Origin of the sequence: Frankia sp. CcI156, from assembly GCF_001983015.1 — a bacterium.
GTDB classification, from domain to species: domain Bacteria; phylum Actinomycetota; class Actinomycetes; order Frankiales; family Frankiaceae; genus Frankia; species Frankia casuarinae.
Genome location: NZ_MOMD01000023.1, coordinates 12,111 through 27,467 on the forward strand (window position 1 = coordinate 12,111; position 15,357 = coordinate 27,467).

General features: G+C 70.8%; 14 protein-coding genes. 8 read left to right on the forward strand and 6 right to left on the reverse strand.

Annotated elements, in window-relative coordinates; all coding sequences use genetic code 11:
- The first annotated feature begins 100 nt into the window (after window positions 1–100).
- The gene (gene rny / locus CcI156_RS10670) at window positions 101–2,041 is read left to right on the forward strand and encodes a ribonuclease Y (RefSeq protein WP_076805487.1); all 1,941 of its coding nucleotides are present in this window, start codon (window positions 101–103) and stop codon (window positions 2,039–2,041) included.
- On the opposite strand, the gene CcI156_RS10675 is transcribed toward rny, so the two are convergent.
- From CcI156_RS10675 to CcI156_RS10690, 4 genes are all read right to left on the reverse strand, one after another.
- The gene (locus CcI156_RS10675; protein WP_076805488.1) at window positions 1,987–2,868 is read right to left on the reverse strand and encodes an amino acid ABC transporter permease; all 882 of its coding nucleotides are present in this window, start codon (window positions 2,866–2,868) and stop codon (window positions 1,987–1,989) included. The two genes, rny and CcI156_RS10675, sit on opposite strands and share 55 nt — an antisense overlap.
- Complete coding sequence (locus CcI156_RS10680) at window positions 2,865–3,512, reverse strand: amino acid ABC transporter permease (protein WP_076805489.1); 648 nt, start codon at window positions 3,510–3,512, stop codon at window positions 2,865–2,867. The genes CcI156_RS10675 and CcI156_RS10680 overlap by 4 nt, the downstream gene beginning before the upstream one ends.
- Window positions 3,513–3,688: 176 nt before the next feature.
- Entirely contained in the window at window positions 3,689–4,579 is an 891-nt protein-coding gene (locus CcI156_RS10685; protein ID WP_083718440.1) for a glutamate ABC transporter substrate-binding protein, read from the reverse strand.
- A 258-nt stretch (window positions 4,580–4,837) separates the two neighbouring features.
- The gene (locus CcI156_RS10690) at window positions 4,838–5,572 is read right to left on the reverse strand and encodes an amino acid ABC transporter ATP-binding protein (protein WP_011437897.1); all 735 of its coding nucleotides are present in this window, start codon (window positions 5,570–5,572) and stop codon (window positions 4,838–4,840) included.
- Between the two features lie 397 nt (window positions 5,573–5,969).
- Here CcI156_RS10690 and miaB point away from each other — a divergent pair, with 397 nt between their 5' ends.
- From miaB to CcI156_RS10720, 6 genes are all read left to right on the forward strand, one after another.
- Window positions 5,970–7,592 carry a tRNA (N6-isopentenyl adenosine(37)-C2)-methylthiotransferase MiaB gene (gene miaB, locus CcI156_RS10695; RefSeq protein ID WP_076805491.1) on the forward strand — a complete coding sequence of 541 codons (1,623 nt, stop codon included), beginning with the start codon at window positions 5,970–5,972 and terminating at the stop codon, window positions 7,590–7,592.
- Window positions 7,589–8,389, forward strand: a complete 801-nt coding sequence (locus tag CcI156_RS10700; protein ID WP_023840376.1) for a class III extradiol dioxygenase subunit B-like domain-containing protein — start codon at window positions 7,589–7,591, stop codon at window positions 8,387–8,389. The genes miaB and CcI156_RS10700 overlap by 4 nt, the downstream gene beginning before the upstream one ends.
- Window positions 8,386–9,297, forward strand: coding sequence for a tRNA (adenosine(37)-N6)-dimethylallyltransferase MiaA (miaA, locus tag CcI156_RS10705; protein WP_076805492.1), 912 nt, complete (start codon window positions 8,386–8,388; stop codon window positions 9,295–9,297). Before CcI156_RS10700 ends, miaA begins: the two co-directional genes overlap by 4 nt.
- Before the next feature lie 109 nt (window positions 9,298–9,406).
- Window positions 9,407–10,315, forward strand: a complete 909-nt coding sequence (locus CcI156_RS10710) for an EAL domain-containing protein (RefSeq protein ID WP_011437893.1) — start codon at window positions 9,407–9,409, stop codon at window positions 10,313–10,315.
- Between the two features lie 59 nt (window positions 10,316–10,374).
- Window positions 10,375–11,250 (forward strand): diaminopimelate epimerase, encoded by an 876-nt coding sequence (dapF, locus tag CcI156_RS10715; protein ID WP_035941213.1) that lies wholly within the window; start codon window positions 10,375–10,377, stop codon window positions 11,248–11,250.
- 52 nt (window positions 11,251–11,302) lie between these two features.
- A complete protein-coding gene (locus tag CcI156_RS10720) occupies window positions 11,303–11,746 on the forward strand; it encodes a VOC family protein (RefSeq protein WP_049761117.1) in 444 nt (147 codons plus the stop codon).
- On the opposite strand, the gene CcI156_RS10725 is transcribed toward CcI156_RS10720, so the two are convergent.
- Window positions 11,677–12,345: a helix-turn-helix domain-containing protein gene (locus tag CcI156_RS10725; RefSeq protein WP_023840372.1), complete on the reverse strand. Its 669-nt coding sequence runs from the start codon at window positions 12,343–12,345 to the stop codon at window positions 11,677–11,679. The two genes, CcI156_RS10720 and CcI156_RS10725, sit on opposite strands and share 70 nt — an antisense overlap.
- 457 nt (window positions 12,346–12,802) lie before the next feature.
- Here CcI156_RS10725 and hflX point away from each other — a divergent pair, with 457 nt between their 5' ends.
- Window positions 12,803–14,263 carry a GTPase HflX gene (hflX, locus tag CcI156_RS10730; protein ID WP_076805494.1) on the forward strand — a complete coding sequence of 487 codons (1,461 nt, stop codon included), beginning with the start codon at window positions 12,803–12,805 and terminating at the stop codon, window positions 14,261–14,263.
- A gap of 65 nt (window positions 14,264–14,328) precedes the next feature.
- On the opposite strand, the gene lexA is transcribed toward hflX, so the two are convergent.
- On the reverse strand, window positions 14,329–15,099 hold the full coding sequence (gene lexA, locus CcI156_RS10735) for a transcriptional repressor LexA (RefSeq protein WP_011437888.1): 771 nt from the start codon (window positions 15,097–15,099) through the stop codon (window positions 14,329–14,331).
- Between the last annotated feature and the right edge of the window lie 258 nt (window positions 15,100–15,357).

A 15,357-nucleotide genomic window follows, 5' to 3' on the forward strand; every position in this document is an offset into this window, starting at 1 on the left:
TCCGCGTGCTGCCCCTCTACGGCTGTGATCGTGCCGAGACGAGGGTCCTTCGCCGCTCCAGCCCGCCTGTGCGGGTCCGACGGAAGCGGAGGGAGCAGCGATGGAGGGCGTCCTCGTCGTCCTGTTGTCACTCGTACTTGTTGTCCTGAGCGTTCTGATCCTCGCCGTGGCGCGGTTGGTCCGGGCGACCCGGGTCGACAAGGTACCCGACCCCGCTCCGGTGGTGCCCCGAACCCCGGCCGCCCGGGGCGTCGGGGACGTGACGGGTCCGGCGGACTTTGACGAGGAGCCGACGGTCCGGGTCCTGCCCGCCCCCTGGGAGGGTTCCGGTGCTCCGGCCACGACGGACGCCGACTCACCCGCCGATCGGGACGGCACCGCCGCGCGGACCGGGGATTCGGCGGTGACCGCCGGTCGCTCCGACGGCGGCCTCCGCGCGGCTCATGGTGGTAGCGCGGAGGAGGCGGCGCAGATTGTGGCCCGAGCCGAACGGGAGGCGGCGGAACGGTTGGCGCGGGCTGAGCGGGATGCCGCCGAGATCCGGCGGCGCGGCGAGGAGGATGTCGCCCTACTGCGCGAGCGGATGCTCGCCGAGGCGGCGGTCGAAACCTCGCGAGTCCAGGCCGCGGCGAGAGAGTCCGTCCGCGCCGAGCAGGAGGCCGCCCGGACCGAGATCGCCGCGACTCGGGCGGCGTTCGACGGTGAGCAGCAGGCCTGGCGGACGGAACTGCAGAGCCGGGAGGTTGCGATAGCCGCCCGGGAACAGCGCGTCGAGGACCGGATGGCCAGCCTCGACGATCATGGTCGCCGGCTGGCGGACCGCGACCGCGACCTGCTCGACCGGGAGAACGACCTGACCCGTCGGACGGCCGAGGTGGCCGACCTCGAACGTGCCCGTCATGCCGCGCTGGAGCAGGTGGCCGGGCTCACCGCCGGGCAGGCCAGGGGAGAGCTGATCGCCGTCATCGAGCAGGAGGCCCGGCGGGAGGCGGCGCTGACGGTCCGCGAGATCGAGGCCCGGGCCGAGGAGGAGGGTGAGGAACGCGCCCGCAGGATCGTGACCACCGCCATCCAACGGGTCGCGTCCGACCAGACCACCGAGTCCGTCGTGACGGTCCTGCATCTTCCCGGCGATGAGATGAAGGGCAGGATCATCGGGCGGGAGGGGCGCAACATTCGGGCTTTCGAGTCCGTCACCGGGGTCAACGTGCTCATCGACGACACGCCCGAGGCGGTGCTGCTGAGCTGCTTCGATCCGGTGCGTCGCGAGGTCGGTCGCATCACGCTGGCGGCTCTGGTGTCCGACGGCCGGATCCATCCGCACCGCATCGAGGAGGAGTACGCCCGCGCCCAGCTCGAGGTGGCCGAGCGGTGCGTGCGGGCGGGCGAGGACGCCCTGCTTGAGACCGGCATCTCCGAGATGCACCCCGAGCTGGTTAACCTGCTGGGCCAGTTGCGTTACCGAACCAGCTACGGCCAGAACGTGCTCGCGCACCTGATCGAAAGCGCCCACCTCGCCGGAATCATGGCCGCCGAGCTGCGCATGCCGCTTCCACTCGCGAAACGAGCGGCTCTGCTGCACGACCTCGGCAAGGCGCTCACCCACGAGATCGAGGGCTCTCACGCGTTGATCGGGGCGGATGTGGCCCGTCGCTACGGTGAGGACGAGCAGGTCGTGCACGCGATCGAGGCCCATCACAACGAGGTCGCACCCCGCTCGATCTGCGCGGTGCTGACCCAGGCCGCCGACCAGATCTCCGGTGGCCGGCCTGGCGCCCGCCGCGACAGCCTGGAGTCGTATGTGAAACGGCTCGAGCGCATCGAGCAGATCGCCGGTGACCGTCCGRGTGTCGACAAGGTGTTCGCCATGCAGGCCGGCCGGGAGGTGCGTGTCATGGTCGTGCCCGAGGAGATCGACGATCTCGCCGCCCATCTGCTCGCCCGGGACGTCGCCAGGCAGATCGAGGAGGAGCTCACCTATCCGGGTCAGATCCGGGTGACCGTCGTGCGCGAGACCCGTGCGGTGGGCACCGCCCGCTGAGCCGGAACGCGGCCGCCGAGGCGGCGGTCCTGGCTGCGGTCCAGCCATCGGGCCAGCAGCGACAGCAGCCCGTTGGTGACGATGTACATCACCGCCATGACGGTGTAAATGGGCAGGGCGTACCTGCTGCCCAGATACTCGACCGCCCCGCGCCCCGACCGCAGCAGCTCGCTGTAGGCGATGACGTAGCCCAGCGAGGTGTCCTTGAGCAACGTCACCAGCTGGCTCACCAGCGTCGGGCTCATCCGCCGGATCGCCTGGGGAAACTGGATGAGGCGGAAGATCTGGACCGGCCGCAGCCCGACCGCCGCCGCGGCCTCCGTCTGCCCCCGGTCGACCGACTGGATCCCGGCRCGGAAGATCTCGCTGAGCACCGCCCCGTTGTAGGCGGTCAGCCCGATGACCAGGGCCCAGAACGCCGAGAGCCGCCAGCCGAGCGCCGGCAGACCGAGGTAGGCGAACAGGATGAGCATCAGGACGGRCAGGCTGCGGAACAGCTCCACCAGCAGCGTGGCCGGGATGCGTACCGCCCGGCGCCGGGACAGCCGGGCCAGGGCAAGCAGGGTCCCCACCGCCGAGGCGAACAGCATCGCGGTCAGCGCGGCGCGYAGCGTGTCGAGCAGCCCGTTCCACAGCAGGGTGCGTAGCGCCGGCTGATCGACGAAGACACTCCAGCGCTTGCCGTCGAGCTGGCCAGAGTCGGCGAGGCGGAGCACCGCCAGCGTGACCAGCCCGACGAGGACAGCGGCGGCCACCACGCTCGCGATCAGGATGMGACGCCGACCACGCGGACCCGGTGGATCGGCCAGGATGATCTCGGTGCTCATTGCGCCCTCGCCACCCGTCGTTCGGCCAGGGACAGCCCGKCTGCCAGCACCACGGTGAGGATCAAGTATGCCACCACGCCGCCGAGCAGCACGGCGATCACCGCGTCCGGATTGGCGGTCGTGAGCCGTTGGACCATGCCGGTCAGCTCTTGGACGCCGAACGCCGCGGCGATCGAGGTGTTGCGGATCAGTGCGCTCACCACGCTGCCCAGCGGTTGCAGCACGTTGCGGAACGCCTGCGGAAGAATGATCATTCGTAGTGTCTGGGAGAAGGTCAGGCCCAGCGCACGAGCCGCTTCGGCCTGACCGAGGTCGACCCCATTGATCCCGGAACGCACCGCCTCGCAGACCAGCGCGGCGTGATAGATCGAGAGCGCGACCACCGCGAACGTGAAATACGAGAAGACGATGTCCAGCTGTGGCAGGACGAACACCACGAAGAAGAACACGACGGTCAGCGGGGTGTTGCGGACCGTCTGCACGTAGGCGGTGCCGGTCCAGCGCAGCGGGGGCACGGGGGAGACCCGCATCGCCGCGAGGACGGTACCGAGGATCAGCGCAGCCACGGACGCGAACAGGCTTAGCCCGACCGTCCGGCGGAAGCCCTCGGCGAAGATGTCGAGGTTGTCGATGACGGCGTCGATCGCTGTCCTCCCTCATGCGGTGGCGGGTGGACGACCGGTCGGCGCGGGTGAGGCCGACCGGTCGTGCCCCGAGCGATGATCGGCGGATGCCGTTCAGCCGGTGCCGGTCACCTGATATCGATCACCTGCTACCGGTCAACGGCCGCCGCTCAACGGCCCTCGACCCGCGGAGCGGATCAGGACGTGTACCGGTCGACGGCCGGGGGAGTGGRCACGGTCGGCTCCACCTTGCCGAGGGTCGAGGTGTACGCCTTCTCCCAGCGCCCGTCCTTGTAAGCGGCCTCGAGCGTGTCGTTGATGAAGTTCCGGAACGCGTCGTCACCCTTCTTGAGGCCGATGCCGTAGGGCTCCTTCGTGAAGGTGCCACCCACCACCTTGAAGGCGTCAGGGTCCTTGTCGACGAGACCCAGCAGGATGCCCTTGTCCGTGGTGACCGCGTCGACCTGACCGTTCTTCAACGCGTCGGCGCACTTGCTGTACACATCGAACAGCACGAGCTGGGCGGTGGGCGCCACCCGGCGGATGTTCTCGGCCGGCGTGGATCCGCTGACCGAGCACACCTTCTTGCCGGCAAGGGTGTCCTTGCCGGTGATGTCGGTGTTGTTCTTCGAGACCATGATGGACTGGCCGGAGACGTAGTACGGCCCCGCGAAGTCGACGACCTTCTTTCGTTTGTCGTTGATTGTGTAGGTGGCCACCACGAGGTCGACCCGGCCCTGCTGGATGAAGGGTTCACGGTTGGCCGACACTGTCTCCACGTAGGAGACCTTGTCGCGCGGGATGCCCAGGGCATCCGTGACGATCTTCGAGATCTCGACGTCGAAGCCCTCGGGCTGGCCGCTGAGGTTCTTCAGYCCGAACAGGTTCTGGTCGAACTTCGTCCCGATGATGATCTTTCCGGCGTCGTGCAGCCGGGCCATGGTGGTGCCGGCGGTGAAGGTCACCGAGGGGGTGGGTGTCGAGGTGTCATCGCCGCTGCTCCCACAGGCACTCAGTCCGAGGGCGGCGAGCAGCGTCGCGCCGGCGAGSAGCGCGCCGCCGCGCCTGCGGCGGCGTTCGCGTGACATCCCGCCGGAGCTCCCGTTGGGATGCCCGGCGGCGGGGCGTCGCGTCCGGCTGAACGGTGTACGCATGACCGATCCTCTCGCAGTGCTCCGGACCGCGGGTCCGGAGCAGGTGATCTGGCGTCGGGTGGTGTGTGTCCCCCTGAGGAACTGCGTCCCTCTGGTGGTGCGTGCCTGCTGGTGGTGCGTGCCTGCTGGTGTGCCTCCGGGTGCCGGCGGCGCGGTGGGCGGTGGGCGTGACCGGGTCGGGTCGGTGGAGGTTCAGTGCTGCAGGACCCGGGCCAGGAAGTCCCGGGCGCGCTCGGTCCGCGGCGCGGCGAAGAAACTCTCCGGCGGGGCGATCTCGAGGATGCGACCGTCCGCCATGAAGGCCACCCGGTCCGCGGCGGAGCGCGCGAATCCCATTTCGTGGGTGACGACGATCATGGTCATGCCGCTGGTGGCCAGCGACCTCATCACGTCCAGCACCTCGGAGATCATCTCTGGGTCGAGCGCCGAGGTCGGTTCGTCGAAGAGCATGAGCACGGGATCCATCGCCAGCGCCCTGGCGATGGCGGCGCGCTGCTGCTGRCCGCCGGAGAGCTGGCGGGGCAACCGGTCCGCCTTGTCGGCGATCCCCACGCGTTCCAGTAGTTCCTGGGCCCGGGCGCGGGCCTGCAAGCGGTTGTGCCCCAGGACCTTGACCGGTCCCAGGGTGACGTTCTCGAGCACCGTCTTGTGCGCGAAGAGGTTGAACGATTGGAACACCATTCCAACCCGTGATCGCATCCGGGCGAGCTCACGGCTCTCCGTGGGCAGGGGACGGCCCTCGAAGAGGATCCGGCCCTCGTCGATCGTTTCCAACCGGTTGACGCAGCGGCACAGGGTCGACTTCCCCGACCCCGAGGGCCCGATGATGATGACGACCTCGCCCGCCTCGACGGACAGGTCGACGTCGGCCAGGACCCGGTTGTCGCCGAACGACTTCCCGACGCCTTCCAGAGTCACCAAAGGCATGTCGACCTCCCGACACAATGGCGGTGTGGTGTTGGGCCGAGCGTCCCGGCGGCCTCATGATGGAACGGCCAGGCGCGCGGATCAGTCGTGGAGCCGACAGCTGGAGCGGTCGTCTCGCGCGGATTTCGGCGCACTGACGGGAACATTCGAGAATAGTATCCCTGCAGCTATGCAAATATATCGAGCGGGGTGTTGCCTGATATCTCGGGCGGTGTCCAGGCCGGGGTGGGGCGCCTCAGCTCCCGACGGGGAGGGTCCCGGCCCCGCAGGAGAGGCGGCCCGCGACGCGATCCCGTCCCCGCCGGACCCAGCCCAGACCCCAACCCAGCCCAGCCCAGACCCCAGACTCGACCCCGGACCCGGCTACGGCCCGGTGCACGCGCCGTAGGCTGGTCGGGTGAACGGCCGCAGCTACGAGGTCCGCACGTTCGGGTGCCAGATGAACGTCCACGACTCCGAACGGCTCTGTGGGCTGCTGGAATCCGCCGGCTACTCCCCGGTCGATCCCGGCGGCGAGGCGGATGTGGTCGTGTTCAACACCTGCGCGGTGCGGGAGAACGCCGACAACCGCCTGTACGGCAACCTCGGCCAGCTAGTCCCGGTGAAGAAGGGCCATCCGGGCATGCAGATCGCGGTCGGGGGCTGCCTCGCCCAGAAGGACCGGGCCGCGATCCTCGACCGGGCGCCCTGGGTTGACGTGGTCTTCGGCACGCACAACCTGCACCGACTGCCCGTGCTGCTGGAGCGCGCGCGGCACAACGCGGCGGCCCAGGTCGAGATCGCCGAGGCCCTGGAGGTCTTCCCGAGCTCCCTGCCGACCCGGCGGGCCAGCCATCACTCGGCCTGGGTCAGCATCAGCGTGGGATGTGACAACACCTGCACCTTCTGCATCGTCCCCAGCCTGCGTGGCCGCGAGCGTGACCGCCGGCCGGGCGACGTGCTCGCCGAGGTCGAGGCCCTGGTCGCGGAGGGCGCCCTGGAGATCACACTGCTGGGACAGAACGTCAACTCCTACGGGCGCTCGCTGGGCGATCCCGGTGCCTTCGCGAAGCTGCTGGCCGCCTGCGGTCGCGTCGACGGTCTCGAACGTGTCCGATTCACCTCACCGCATCCGCGCGACTTCACCGACGACGTCATCGAGGCCATGGCGACCACCTCGAACGTGTGCCACCAGCTGCACATGCCGTTGCAGTCCGGGTCGGACACCGTGCTGCGCCGCATGCGCCGCTCGTACCGTCGGGACCGTTTCCTCGRCATTGTCGAGCGGGTGCGGGCGGCCATGCCCGACGCGGCCATCACCACCGACATCATCGTCGGCTTCCCTGGCGAGACCGAGGCGGACTTCGCCGATACCCTCGACGTGGTGCGGGCGGCCCGGTTCTCCGGCGCCTTCACCTTCCAGTACTCGCCTCGCCCGGGCACCCCGGCAGCGACCATGGACGCCCAGGTGGACCGGGCGACCGTGGCCGACCGGTATACCCGGCTGGTGGCCCTGCAGGACGAGATCTCCTGGGCGGAGAACCGGGCCCTGGTCGGCCGGCGGGTCGAGGTGCTGGTCTYGGAGGGGGAGGGGCGCAAGGACGGCGCCACCGGCCGGATGTCCGGCCGGGCTCGGGACGGACGGCTCGTGCACTTCCGCGCGGACGAGGCCGCGAGCTCGTCCACCGGCTCGGGCCCGAGGGCGGGCGGCGCCGCGCCCGCGGTCGCGGTGGCGGTCGCGCCTACGGTGCGCCCGGGCGACGTCGTCGAGACGGTGGTGACGCGGGCAGCACCCCATCACCTCACCGCCGACGGCCCCCTGCGGTCCCACCGGGCGACCCGTGCGGGGGACGCGTGGGCGCTCGGGCGTGACGGTGACGGTGGCGGTGCGGCAGCCGCGCAGCAGCCGGCAGACGGACGGCCGATCGTCACCCTGGGCATCCCGTCCCTGCGGCCGTCCTCGCCCGATCCCGTCGGCCCGGCGTCGGCCGACGCGGCGTCGGCCGGCGCGGACGCCTGCTGTACTCCGGTACGTSGATGACCCTCGTCGCCGCCGCGGTCTGTCCTCATCCTCCGTTGCTGGTTCCCGAGGTCGGCCGTGGTGAGCCGGTCGAGGCGCGGGCCGTCGCGGTGGACGCGGTGCGCCTGCTGTGTGCCGCCGAGCCGGACACGATCGTGGTGGTGGGTGACGCGGCGACCGAGGTGTCCTACGGCCCCGCCGCGTCCGGGTCGCTGGCCGGCTTCGGGGTGGATCTCCGGGTGGATCTTGGCCCGACCGCGCCGGCCCCCGAGCCGTCGTCCGTCCTGTCGTCGCCCGCTCTACCGTTGTCGATCACGATCGGCGCCTGGCTGCTGGGCGTCGTCGGTTGGCCCGGCGCCCGCACCGCCGTCGGGGTGCCCGCGGAGATCTCCCCGGACGGGGCCGTCGCACTCGGATCGCGGCTGGTCGCGGGCTCCGCTCCGCAGGAGCGCCTCGCCCTGCTCGTGATGGGCGACGGCTCGGCCTGTCGCACGCTGAAGGCTCCCGGCGGGTTGGACCCACGGGCCGCGGCGTTCGACGCGACCGCCGCCGCGGCGCTGGCCGCAGGGGATCCGGCCGGCCTGCTCGCCTTGGACCCGGGGTTGGCCCGGGAGCTGCTCGCCGCGGGCCGGGCGTCCTGGCAGGTCCTGGCCGGCGCCCTGCTYGCCGCGACCCGGGACGGCCTGGGCCCGGAGTCCCTGGGCCCGGGGTCCCTGGGCCCGGGGTCATGGAACAGTGACCTCCGGTATGACGACGCGCCGTATGGTGTCGGCTATCTGGTTGCCCTCTGGACACGGGATGTTGCCGAGCGAGGATGAACGGGCAGGAGGAACCGCGCCGGGGACCGGTGGTGGCGGTCGTGGGGCCGACCGCCGGCGGCAAGAGTGACCTCGGCATCGAGATCGCGCTCGCCCTCGGCGGCGAGGTGGTGAACGCGGACTCGATGCAGCTCTACCGTGGGATGGACATCGGTACCGCCAAGGTTCCCGAGGCGGAGCGTCGCGGGGTGCCCCACCATCTGCTCGACGTGTGGGACGTGACGCATCCCGCGGACGTCGCGAGCTTCCAGGCGGACGCCCGCCGGATAATCGACGGCCTGCTCGCCGCCGGGCGCATTCCGGTGCTGGTCGGCGGTTCCGGGCTCTACGTCCGCGCGGTTCTTGACAATCTTGCCTTCCCGGGGACCGATCCGGGCGTCCGGGCGCGGTGGGAGGAGGAACTGGCCCGCGTCGGCGCCCCGGCGCTGCACGACCGGCTGGCCGCGCGGGCGCCGCAGGCCGCTGCGGCGATCCTGCCCAGCAACGGCCGGCGGATCGTGCGTGCCCTGGAGGTCGTCGAGCTCACCGGAACCTTCACGGCCACCCTGCCGGAGCACCGCTCGGTCTATGAGGTCGTGCAGATCGGCGTGGATCGCCCCGATCTCGACCAACGGATTGCGGACCGGGTGGAGAAAATGTGGGGTGCTGGTTTTCCTGACGAAGTGCGAAGGTTGGTGGAATGMGGCCTGCGGGAAGGCCGAACCGCGTCTCGCGCACTGGGATATGCCCAGGTTCTGGCCTGGTTCGACGGCGCAATGGACTCCGCCGAACAGGCCAAGCTCGCCACAATTACGGCGACGCGGCGCTTTGCCCGTCGACAAAGATCCTGGTTCCGGCGGGATAACCGGATAGCCTGGTTGGACCAACCAGATGTCACCCAGGTGCGACGGCTGGTGGGTTCGCTCTGACGGGTGATCGGCCGACCGGGTCGGGGTCGATCGGGCCGCCGCCAATGCGCGGCGTCGCCGGTGACCGGTGCGCGGCGGCCGGTCCCGCACGGCGTCTGGAGAGATCGATGTGACCGCGCCCACCTCTGATGCTGGTACCCCACCCGACGATGCTGGTACCCCACCCGACCTGACTCTCGTCCCCGCGCTCTATGCCGCCTTCGACGATGGTTCTCTGCGGCTGCACTTCCAACCGGAGGTCGACCTGCGCAACGGGTCGGTGCCGGGGATGGAGGCCCATCCGCGGTGGCTGCACCCGGAACGCGGGGTGCTGGGTCCGGCGGATTTCATGCCGATCGCCGCGGCCGCGGGCCTCGTCCATCAGGTGGACCAGTGGGTGCTGCGGATGGCCGTGACCGAGGCGCGCACCTGGCATCGGATGGCGGTCGGGACGCCGATCCGCCCGCCCCGGTTGTGGGTGAACATCGATGGCCGCCAGCTTGCCAGCCTCGCCTTCGCGGCCGAGGTCGACCGGCTCGTCTCGGGCCGGGTGCTRCCGGCCGGGGCGATCGGCCTTGAGTTCAGCGAGCAGACCCTCGGACTCGCCGCGCCGATGGTGCCCCGGTTGCTGACCCGGCTGCGTGCCCTCGGGGTGGCGATCGCCGTCGGGTCCTTCGGCACGTGGCTGGGCTCGTTGGCCGTGCTCGACCAGCTGCCGTTGAACCTCGTCAAGATCGACGGTCTGTTCCTGCGGGCGACGATGAAGGACCTCGAGGGTGAGGCCGTGCTCGCGGCCATCGTCCGGCTTGCCCACCAACGCGGCCTGCCCGTCGTCGCCGACGATGTCGACACCGCGCGCCTGGCGTCCCGGGTGGTGGATCTCGACTGCGATCGCGCCATCGGACCGGTGTTCTGTCCGCCGGTGCCGGTGGAGGACGCTCGGATGATCGCTCTCGGGCGAGGCCGGCCCGACCGCTGGTACAAGCCGTCGCATTCCGACGACCGGATGCGGGAGTGGGCGCGGGCCGCAGCCGGCTGACGCCGCCGCGGGAGCCCGGTCGTCAGGTGCCGAGCGGCATCCCCCGTACGATCGGCGACGTGCGGGACGAGCTGGAACTGCGATTCGTCAAGGGCCACGGGACGGGCAACGACTTCGTCCTGCTGCCGGATCCCGACGGGGACCTCGACCTCACCGCGGACCTGGTGCGCGCGCTGTGCGACCGACGGACCGGCATCGGGGGCGACGGGGTGCTGCGGGTGGTGCTCTGCGCCGCGGTTCCCGAGGCGGCCGGTCTGGCCGGCCGGGCGCGCTGGTTCATGGACTACCGCAATGCTGACGGTTCGGTTGCCGAGATGTGCGGTAACGGCGCCCGGGTGTTCGCCCGCTACCTCGTCGACGCCGGATACGCCCAGCCCGGACGGTTCCACGTCGCGACCCGCGCCGGGTTGCGGCTCGTCGAGGCCGCGGTGGACGGTGACGTCACGGTCGACATGGGACCGCCGCGGATCATCGACGGACCCGGGGCCCCGGTCACCGTCGCCGATCGTGACTTCACCGCGACCGCGGTCTCGATGGGTAATCCGCACGCGGTCTGCTTCGCCGGCGACCTGGACGTCGCCGGGCTGCGTCGGCTCGACCTGACCCGACCACCGTCCTTCTCCCCGGTTGACTTCCCGGACGGGGTGAATGTGGAGATCGTCGTCGACCGGCCGGCTGGGGTGGCGATGCGGGTGTTCGAACGTGGGGTCGGGGAGACCGCGTCCTGCGGCACCGGTGCCTGCGCGGTCGCGGTGGCCTGGGCGGCCCGGCGAGGTGCCCGGCCGGCGGGTGCGCCGGTCGAGGTCGAGGTGGATGTGCCCGGCGGCGGCCTGGTCGTGATCTGGCAGCCGGAGACCGTGCTGTTGCGAGGGCCCGCCGAGCTGGTCTTCGACGGCGTGCTRCGCCGTGCGGAGGCCCACGACCCGGTCGGGTGAGGTGTCCGTTTCCTGCAAGACCCGGCCCGCCTGCCTGCCCTACGGYGCCCTCATGCCACCATCGTTCACCCTGACCGGTGTGATCGTCGCTGATATGGCCCGGTCCCTGGCGTTCTACCGCCGGCTCGGCCTCGACCTGCCCGCCGGGGCCGACGCCCAGCCGCACGTCGAGGTGCAGCTGCCCGGCGGTCCGCGCCTCGCGTTCGACAGCGAGGCGACCATCCGATCCTTTGATCCGCGCTGGTCGGCGGGTACCGGCTCGCCGCGGGTCGGGCTGGCCTTCGCCTGCGACACGCCGGACGAGGTCGACGAGGTCTACGCCGACCTCGTCGGCGCCGGTCACGCCGGCCACCTTCCGCCCTGGGACGCCTTCTGGGGCCAGCGGTACGCGGTCGTGCTCGATCCAGACGGCAACCACGTCGACCTCTACGCCCCACTGCCCGTAGCGGCCGCGACATCCGCGACATCCGACACCGAGACGTCCAGCTCGTCCTGAACGTTGACATTTCGGATGAGGTGAGTCGGCGGAACTCCGGCGAGCGCGCGTACCTCCCGGGCGAGGTGCGCCTGGTCGGCGTAGCCGGCCTCGGCCGCCACGACCGCGAACGGGATGCCGGCCCGCGCCGCGTGCAGGGCGTCCTGCATCCGGAGGATCCTGGCGAGCGTCTTCGGGCCATATCCGAAGACACGCCGGCAGCGACGCAGCAGCTGGCGTTCGCTCAGCCCGACTGTGCGCGCGAGGTCGTCCACAGGCGCCCGGGCGCGGGCACCCGCCAGAACGGCGGGAACCAACCGGTCCACGAGCGCCGGGTGAACGGGCCGGGCGGCGATCGACGACTCGAATGCGACCAGGGGATCAGCGGCCATGGCGAGCCGCTCGGCGAGTCGCTGCGCCGGTCCGTCGCCCCACAGGTCGGCGAGCGGGACGCGTTGGTCGCGCAGTTCGTCCGCGGCCACTCCGAGGTGGGATGGTCCAGAGCCCGAGTCGAAGCGGAGCCCGACGTGCCGCACGCCTGGTGCCCAGCGCACCAGCTTCGCCGCCGTGTCCGGCCCCGCGACGATCAGATTGGCGTCGGAACTCCAGATGATGTCCATGCATCCGTCCGGCAACACTCGCCGACTGCCCACCACACCTGTGYGCTCKGTGCGCTCGGTGCGCTCGGTGCGGTCCGAGGGTCCGGTGCGGTCCGGATGCCGGTCCGCCGTCGTCCGCGTGGTGTCCGGGGGGTGTCCAGGGGGAGTCGGGCGGCCCGAGCTGTCCCAGATCGTCGCGGCGAGGCGGTGGGCCCGTCTTTCGTGGTACTCGTGGTACACGTCGCAGAGGCTACGTCGGCGGGGCGGCAAAACGGTTCGCGATCGACGTGGTGACGTGGGACCCTGGTTGGCGACGGGATTCGCCGGGAAACGAGGGGGAGGCGCGCCACGAGTGCGGCAGGGTCTTCCGGTCCGGCGGATCCTCCTCGGGCCACCGGGTCGTGGGGCCCGGCCGGAGCAAGCGGCACGGAATGATCGCGGAATGGTGCGGTAGCGGGCCGCGTTGAGAACGGATGGTATGACACTTCCTGCTGACGCCTTCGATGCGTCCACTCTCGACAGATCCCTCATCAAGCTGACCGAAGCCGATTCGTCTTACCTGCCGAACTTCTTCGACGATTCTGGGGACGGTTTCGACCTGGAGGATCGCGCCGCGTTGCGGCGGGTTCCCGGTCTCGCCACCGAGCTCGACGACGTCACCGAGGTCGAGTACCGGCAGCTGCGGCTGGAGCGTGTCGTCCTCATCGGCGTATGGACGTCGGGTTCCCCGCGGTCGGCCGAGAGCTCCATGGCGGAGCTCGCGGCGCTCGCCACGACCGCCGGTTCGGTGGTGCTCGACGCGCTCGTGCAGCGTCGCGACCGGCCGGATGCCGCGACTTACGTCGGTTCGGGCAAGGCCCGCGAGCTCGCCGAGGTCGTCGCGGCGACCGGCGCGGACACGGTGGTCTGCGATGGCGAGCTCACCCCGGGTCAGCTGCGGCAGCTGGAGGAGGTCGTCAAAGTAAAGGTCATCGACCGGACGGCCCTCATCCTGGACATCTTCGCCCAGCACGCGACCTCTCGCGAGGGCAAGGCCCAGGTCGAGCTCGCGCAGTTGCAGTACATGCTGCCCCGGCTGCGTGGGTGGGGTGAGTCGATGTCGCGGGCCGCGGCCAGTGGCGGCGGCCGGGCGCCCATCGGTACCCGTGGTCCCGGTGAGACGAAGATCGAGACCGATCGTCGGCGGCTGCGGGCCAGGATGGCGCGGTTGCGCCGCGAGCTCGCCGCGATGACGACCGTGCGGGAGACCAAGCGTTCCGCCCGGCGGCGGGGTGAGGTCCCCAGCGTGGCGATCGCCGGTTACACCAACGCCGGTAAGTCGTCGCTGCTCAACCGGCTGACCGGCGCGGKTGTCCTGGTCGAGGACGCGCTGTTCGCCACCCTTGATCCGACCGTGCGGCGGGCGACCCTGCCGGACGGCCGGGCCTTCACCCTGACCGACACCGTCGGATTCGTCCGGCATCTGCCGCATCAGATCGTCGAGGCGTTCCGCTCGACGCTGGAAGAGGTCGCCGATGCCGATCTCATCCTGCACGTTGTGGACGGATCATCGCCGGAGCCGGCCGCGCAGATCTCCGCCGTGCGCGAGGTTCTCAACGACATCGACGCGGGCGGCGTTCCCGAGCTGATCGTCGTCAACAAGGTGGACGCCGTGGAGCCGACGGTCGTCGCGGGGTTGCGCCAGCTCGCCCCGGACGCCGTGTTCGTCTCGGCACGCACGGGCGAGGGGCTGGCCGCGCTGGTCGACGCGCTCTGTGCCCGGGTGCCGCATCCCGACGTGGAGATGCGCGTGCTCGTGCCCTACACCCGGGGCGACTTGGTCTCCCGGGTGCACGCGAACGGCGAGGTGCTCACGATGGAGCACACCGAGACCGGTACCCGGCTGTCCGCCCGGGTTTCCTCGGGACTCGCGGCGGAGCTGCACGCCTACCGGGCCTGAGCCCAGGAGCGATCAGACGCGAGGCAACCCGGCCGGCCGCCCGCCGGGCGGCCGGCCGATCCACATCAAACCCTGCGGAGCACAGCCACGATCCGGCCGAGGATGGTCGCATCCTCACCGGGGATGTCGGCGAAGGCCGAGTTCTCCGGATGTAGCCAGATCTTGCCGTCCCGAACCCGCAGACGCTTGACCGTCGCCTCCCCGTCGATCATTGCGGCGACGATCTCCCCGTTGTCCGCGACCGGCTGCTGGCGGACGACCACCCAGTCACCGTCGCAGATCGCCGCGTTGATCATCGAGTCGCCGACGACCCGGAGCAGGAACAGAGTGCCCTCGCCGACGATCTCCCTGGGTAGCGGGAAGACGTCCTCGACCGCCTGCTCGGCCAGGATCGGGCCACCGGCGGCGATCCGGCCCAGCACCGGCACGTAGGCCGCGTCCGACTTGCTTCCTTCGGTGGTGCCCGGCGCCGCCTCACCGACGATGGGAATCGTGCCCGCCACCGTCGTCGCGCCCGCGCCCACATCCGCGCGTTGCCGGGGGTGCTCGACGGTCAGCACCTCCATCGCTCTCGGGCGGTTCGGGTCCCGCCGCAGGTAGCCCTTCTCCTCGAGCACCTTGAGCTGGTGAGCCACACTACTGGTGCTGGTGAGGCCGACCGCCTCACCGATCTCCCGCACGCTGGGCGGATATCCGCGCCGCTCCACCGCGGCCCGGATGACCTCCAGCACCCTGCGCTGCCGGGGGGTCAGGCCCGCGTCCGTGGGGCCTTCGGGAAAGGCTCGCACGTTGCCGCGGGTTCCGCCCCGGCGCGTACCCCTGCCTTGGCTAGTCATCGCTTACCGCTCTCCTCGTCGCGTTTTTCTTCCGCCGTGCGGCCACCGGCCGGCCGGCGACCGCACGGCGGACCGTCCCGCTCCGGAAGCGGTCACCCACCGACTCGCCGCCGTCCGTGACCGGGGGAAACCGCCCGGTTCACACCCGACCGACTCGACGGTAACCGGCGGGTCGCAGAATCTCAAACGTCTGTTCGAGCGTGTCCCTGGCGGTTTCCGGTTCCCGATGCGACAATCGACCACGCGTTCGATCGAACG

Bases quoted from the DNA above. Each gene is read 5' to 3' on its own strand.
- CcI156_RS10720 (WP_049761117.1), top strand. From the start codon at position 11,303: ATGCCACCATCGTTCACCCTGACCGGTGTGATCGTCGCTGATATGGCC.
- CcI156_RS10725 (WP_023840372.1), bottom strand. From the start codon at position 12,345: ATGGACATCATCTGGAGTTCCGACGCCAATCTGATCGTCGCGGGGCCG.
- lexA (WP_011437888.1), bottom strand. From the start codon at position 15,099: ATGACTAGCCAAGGCAGGGGTACGCGCCGGGGCGGAACCCGCGGCAAC.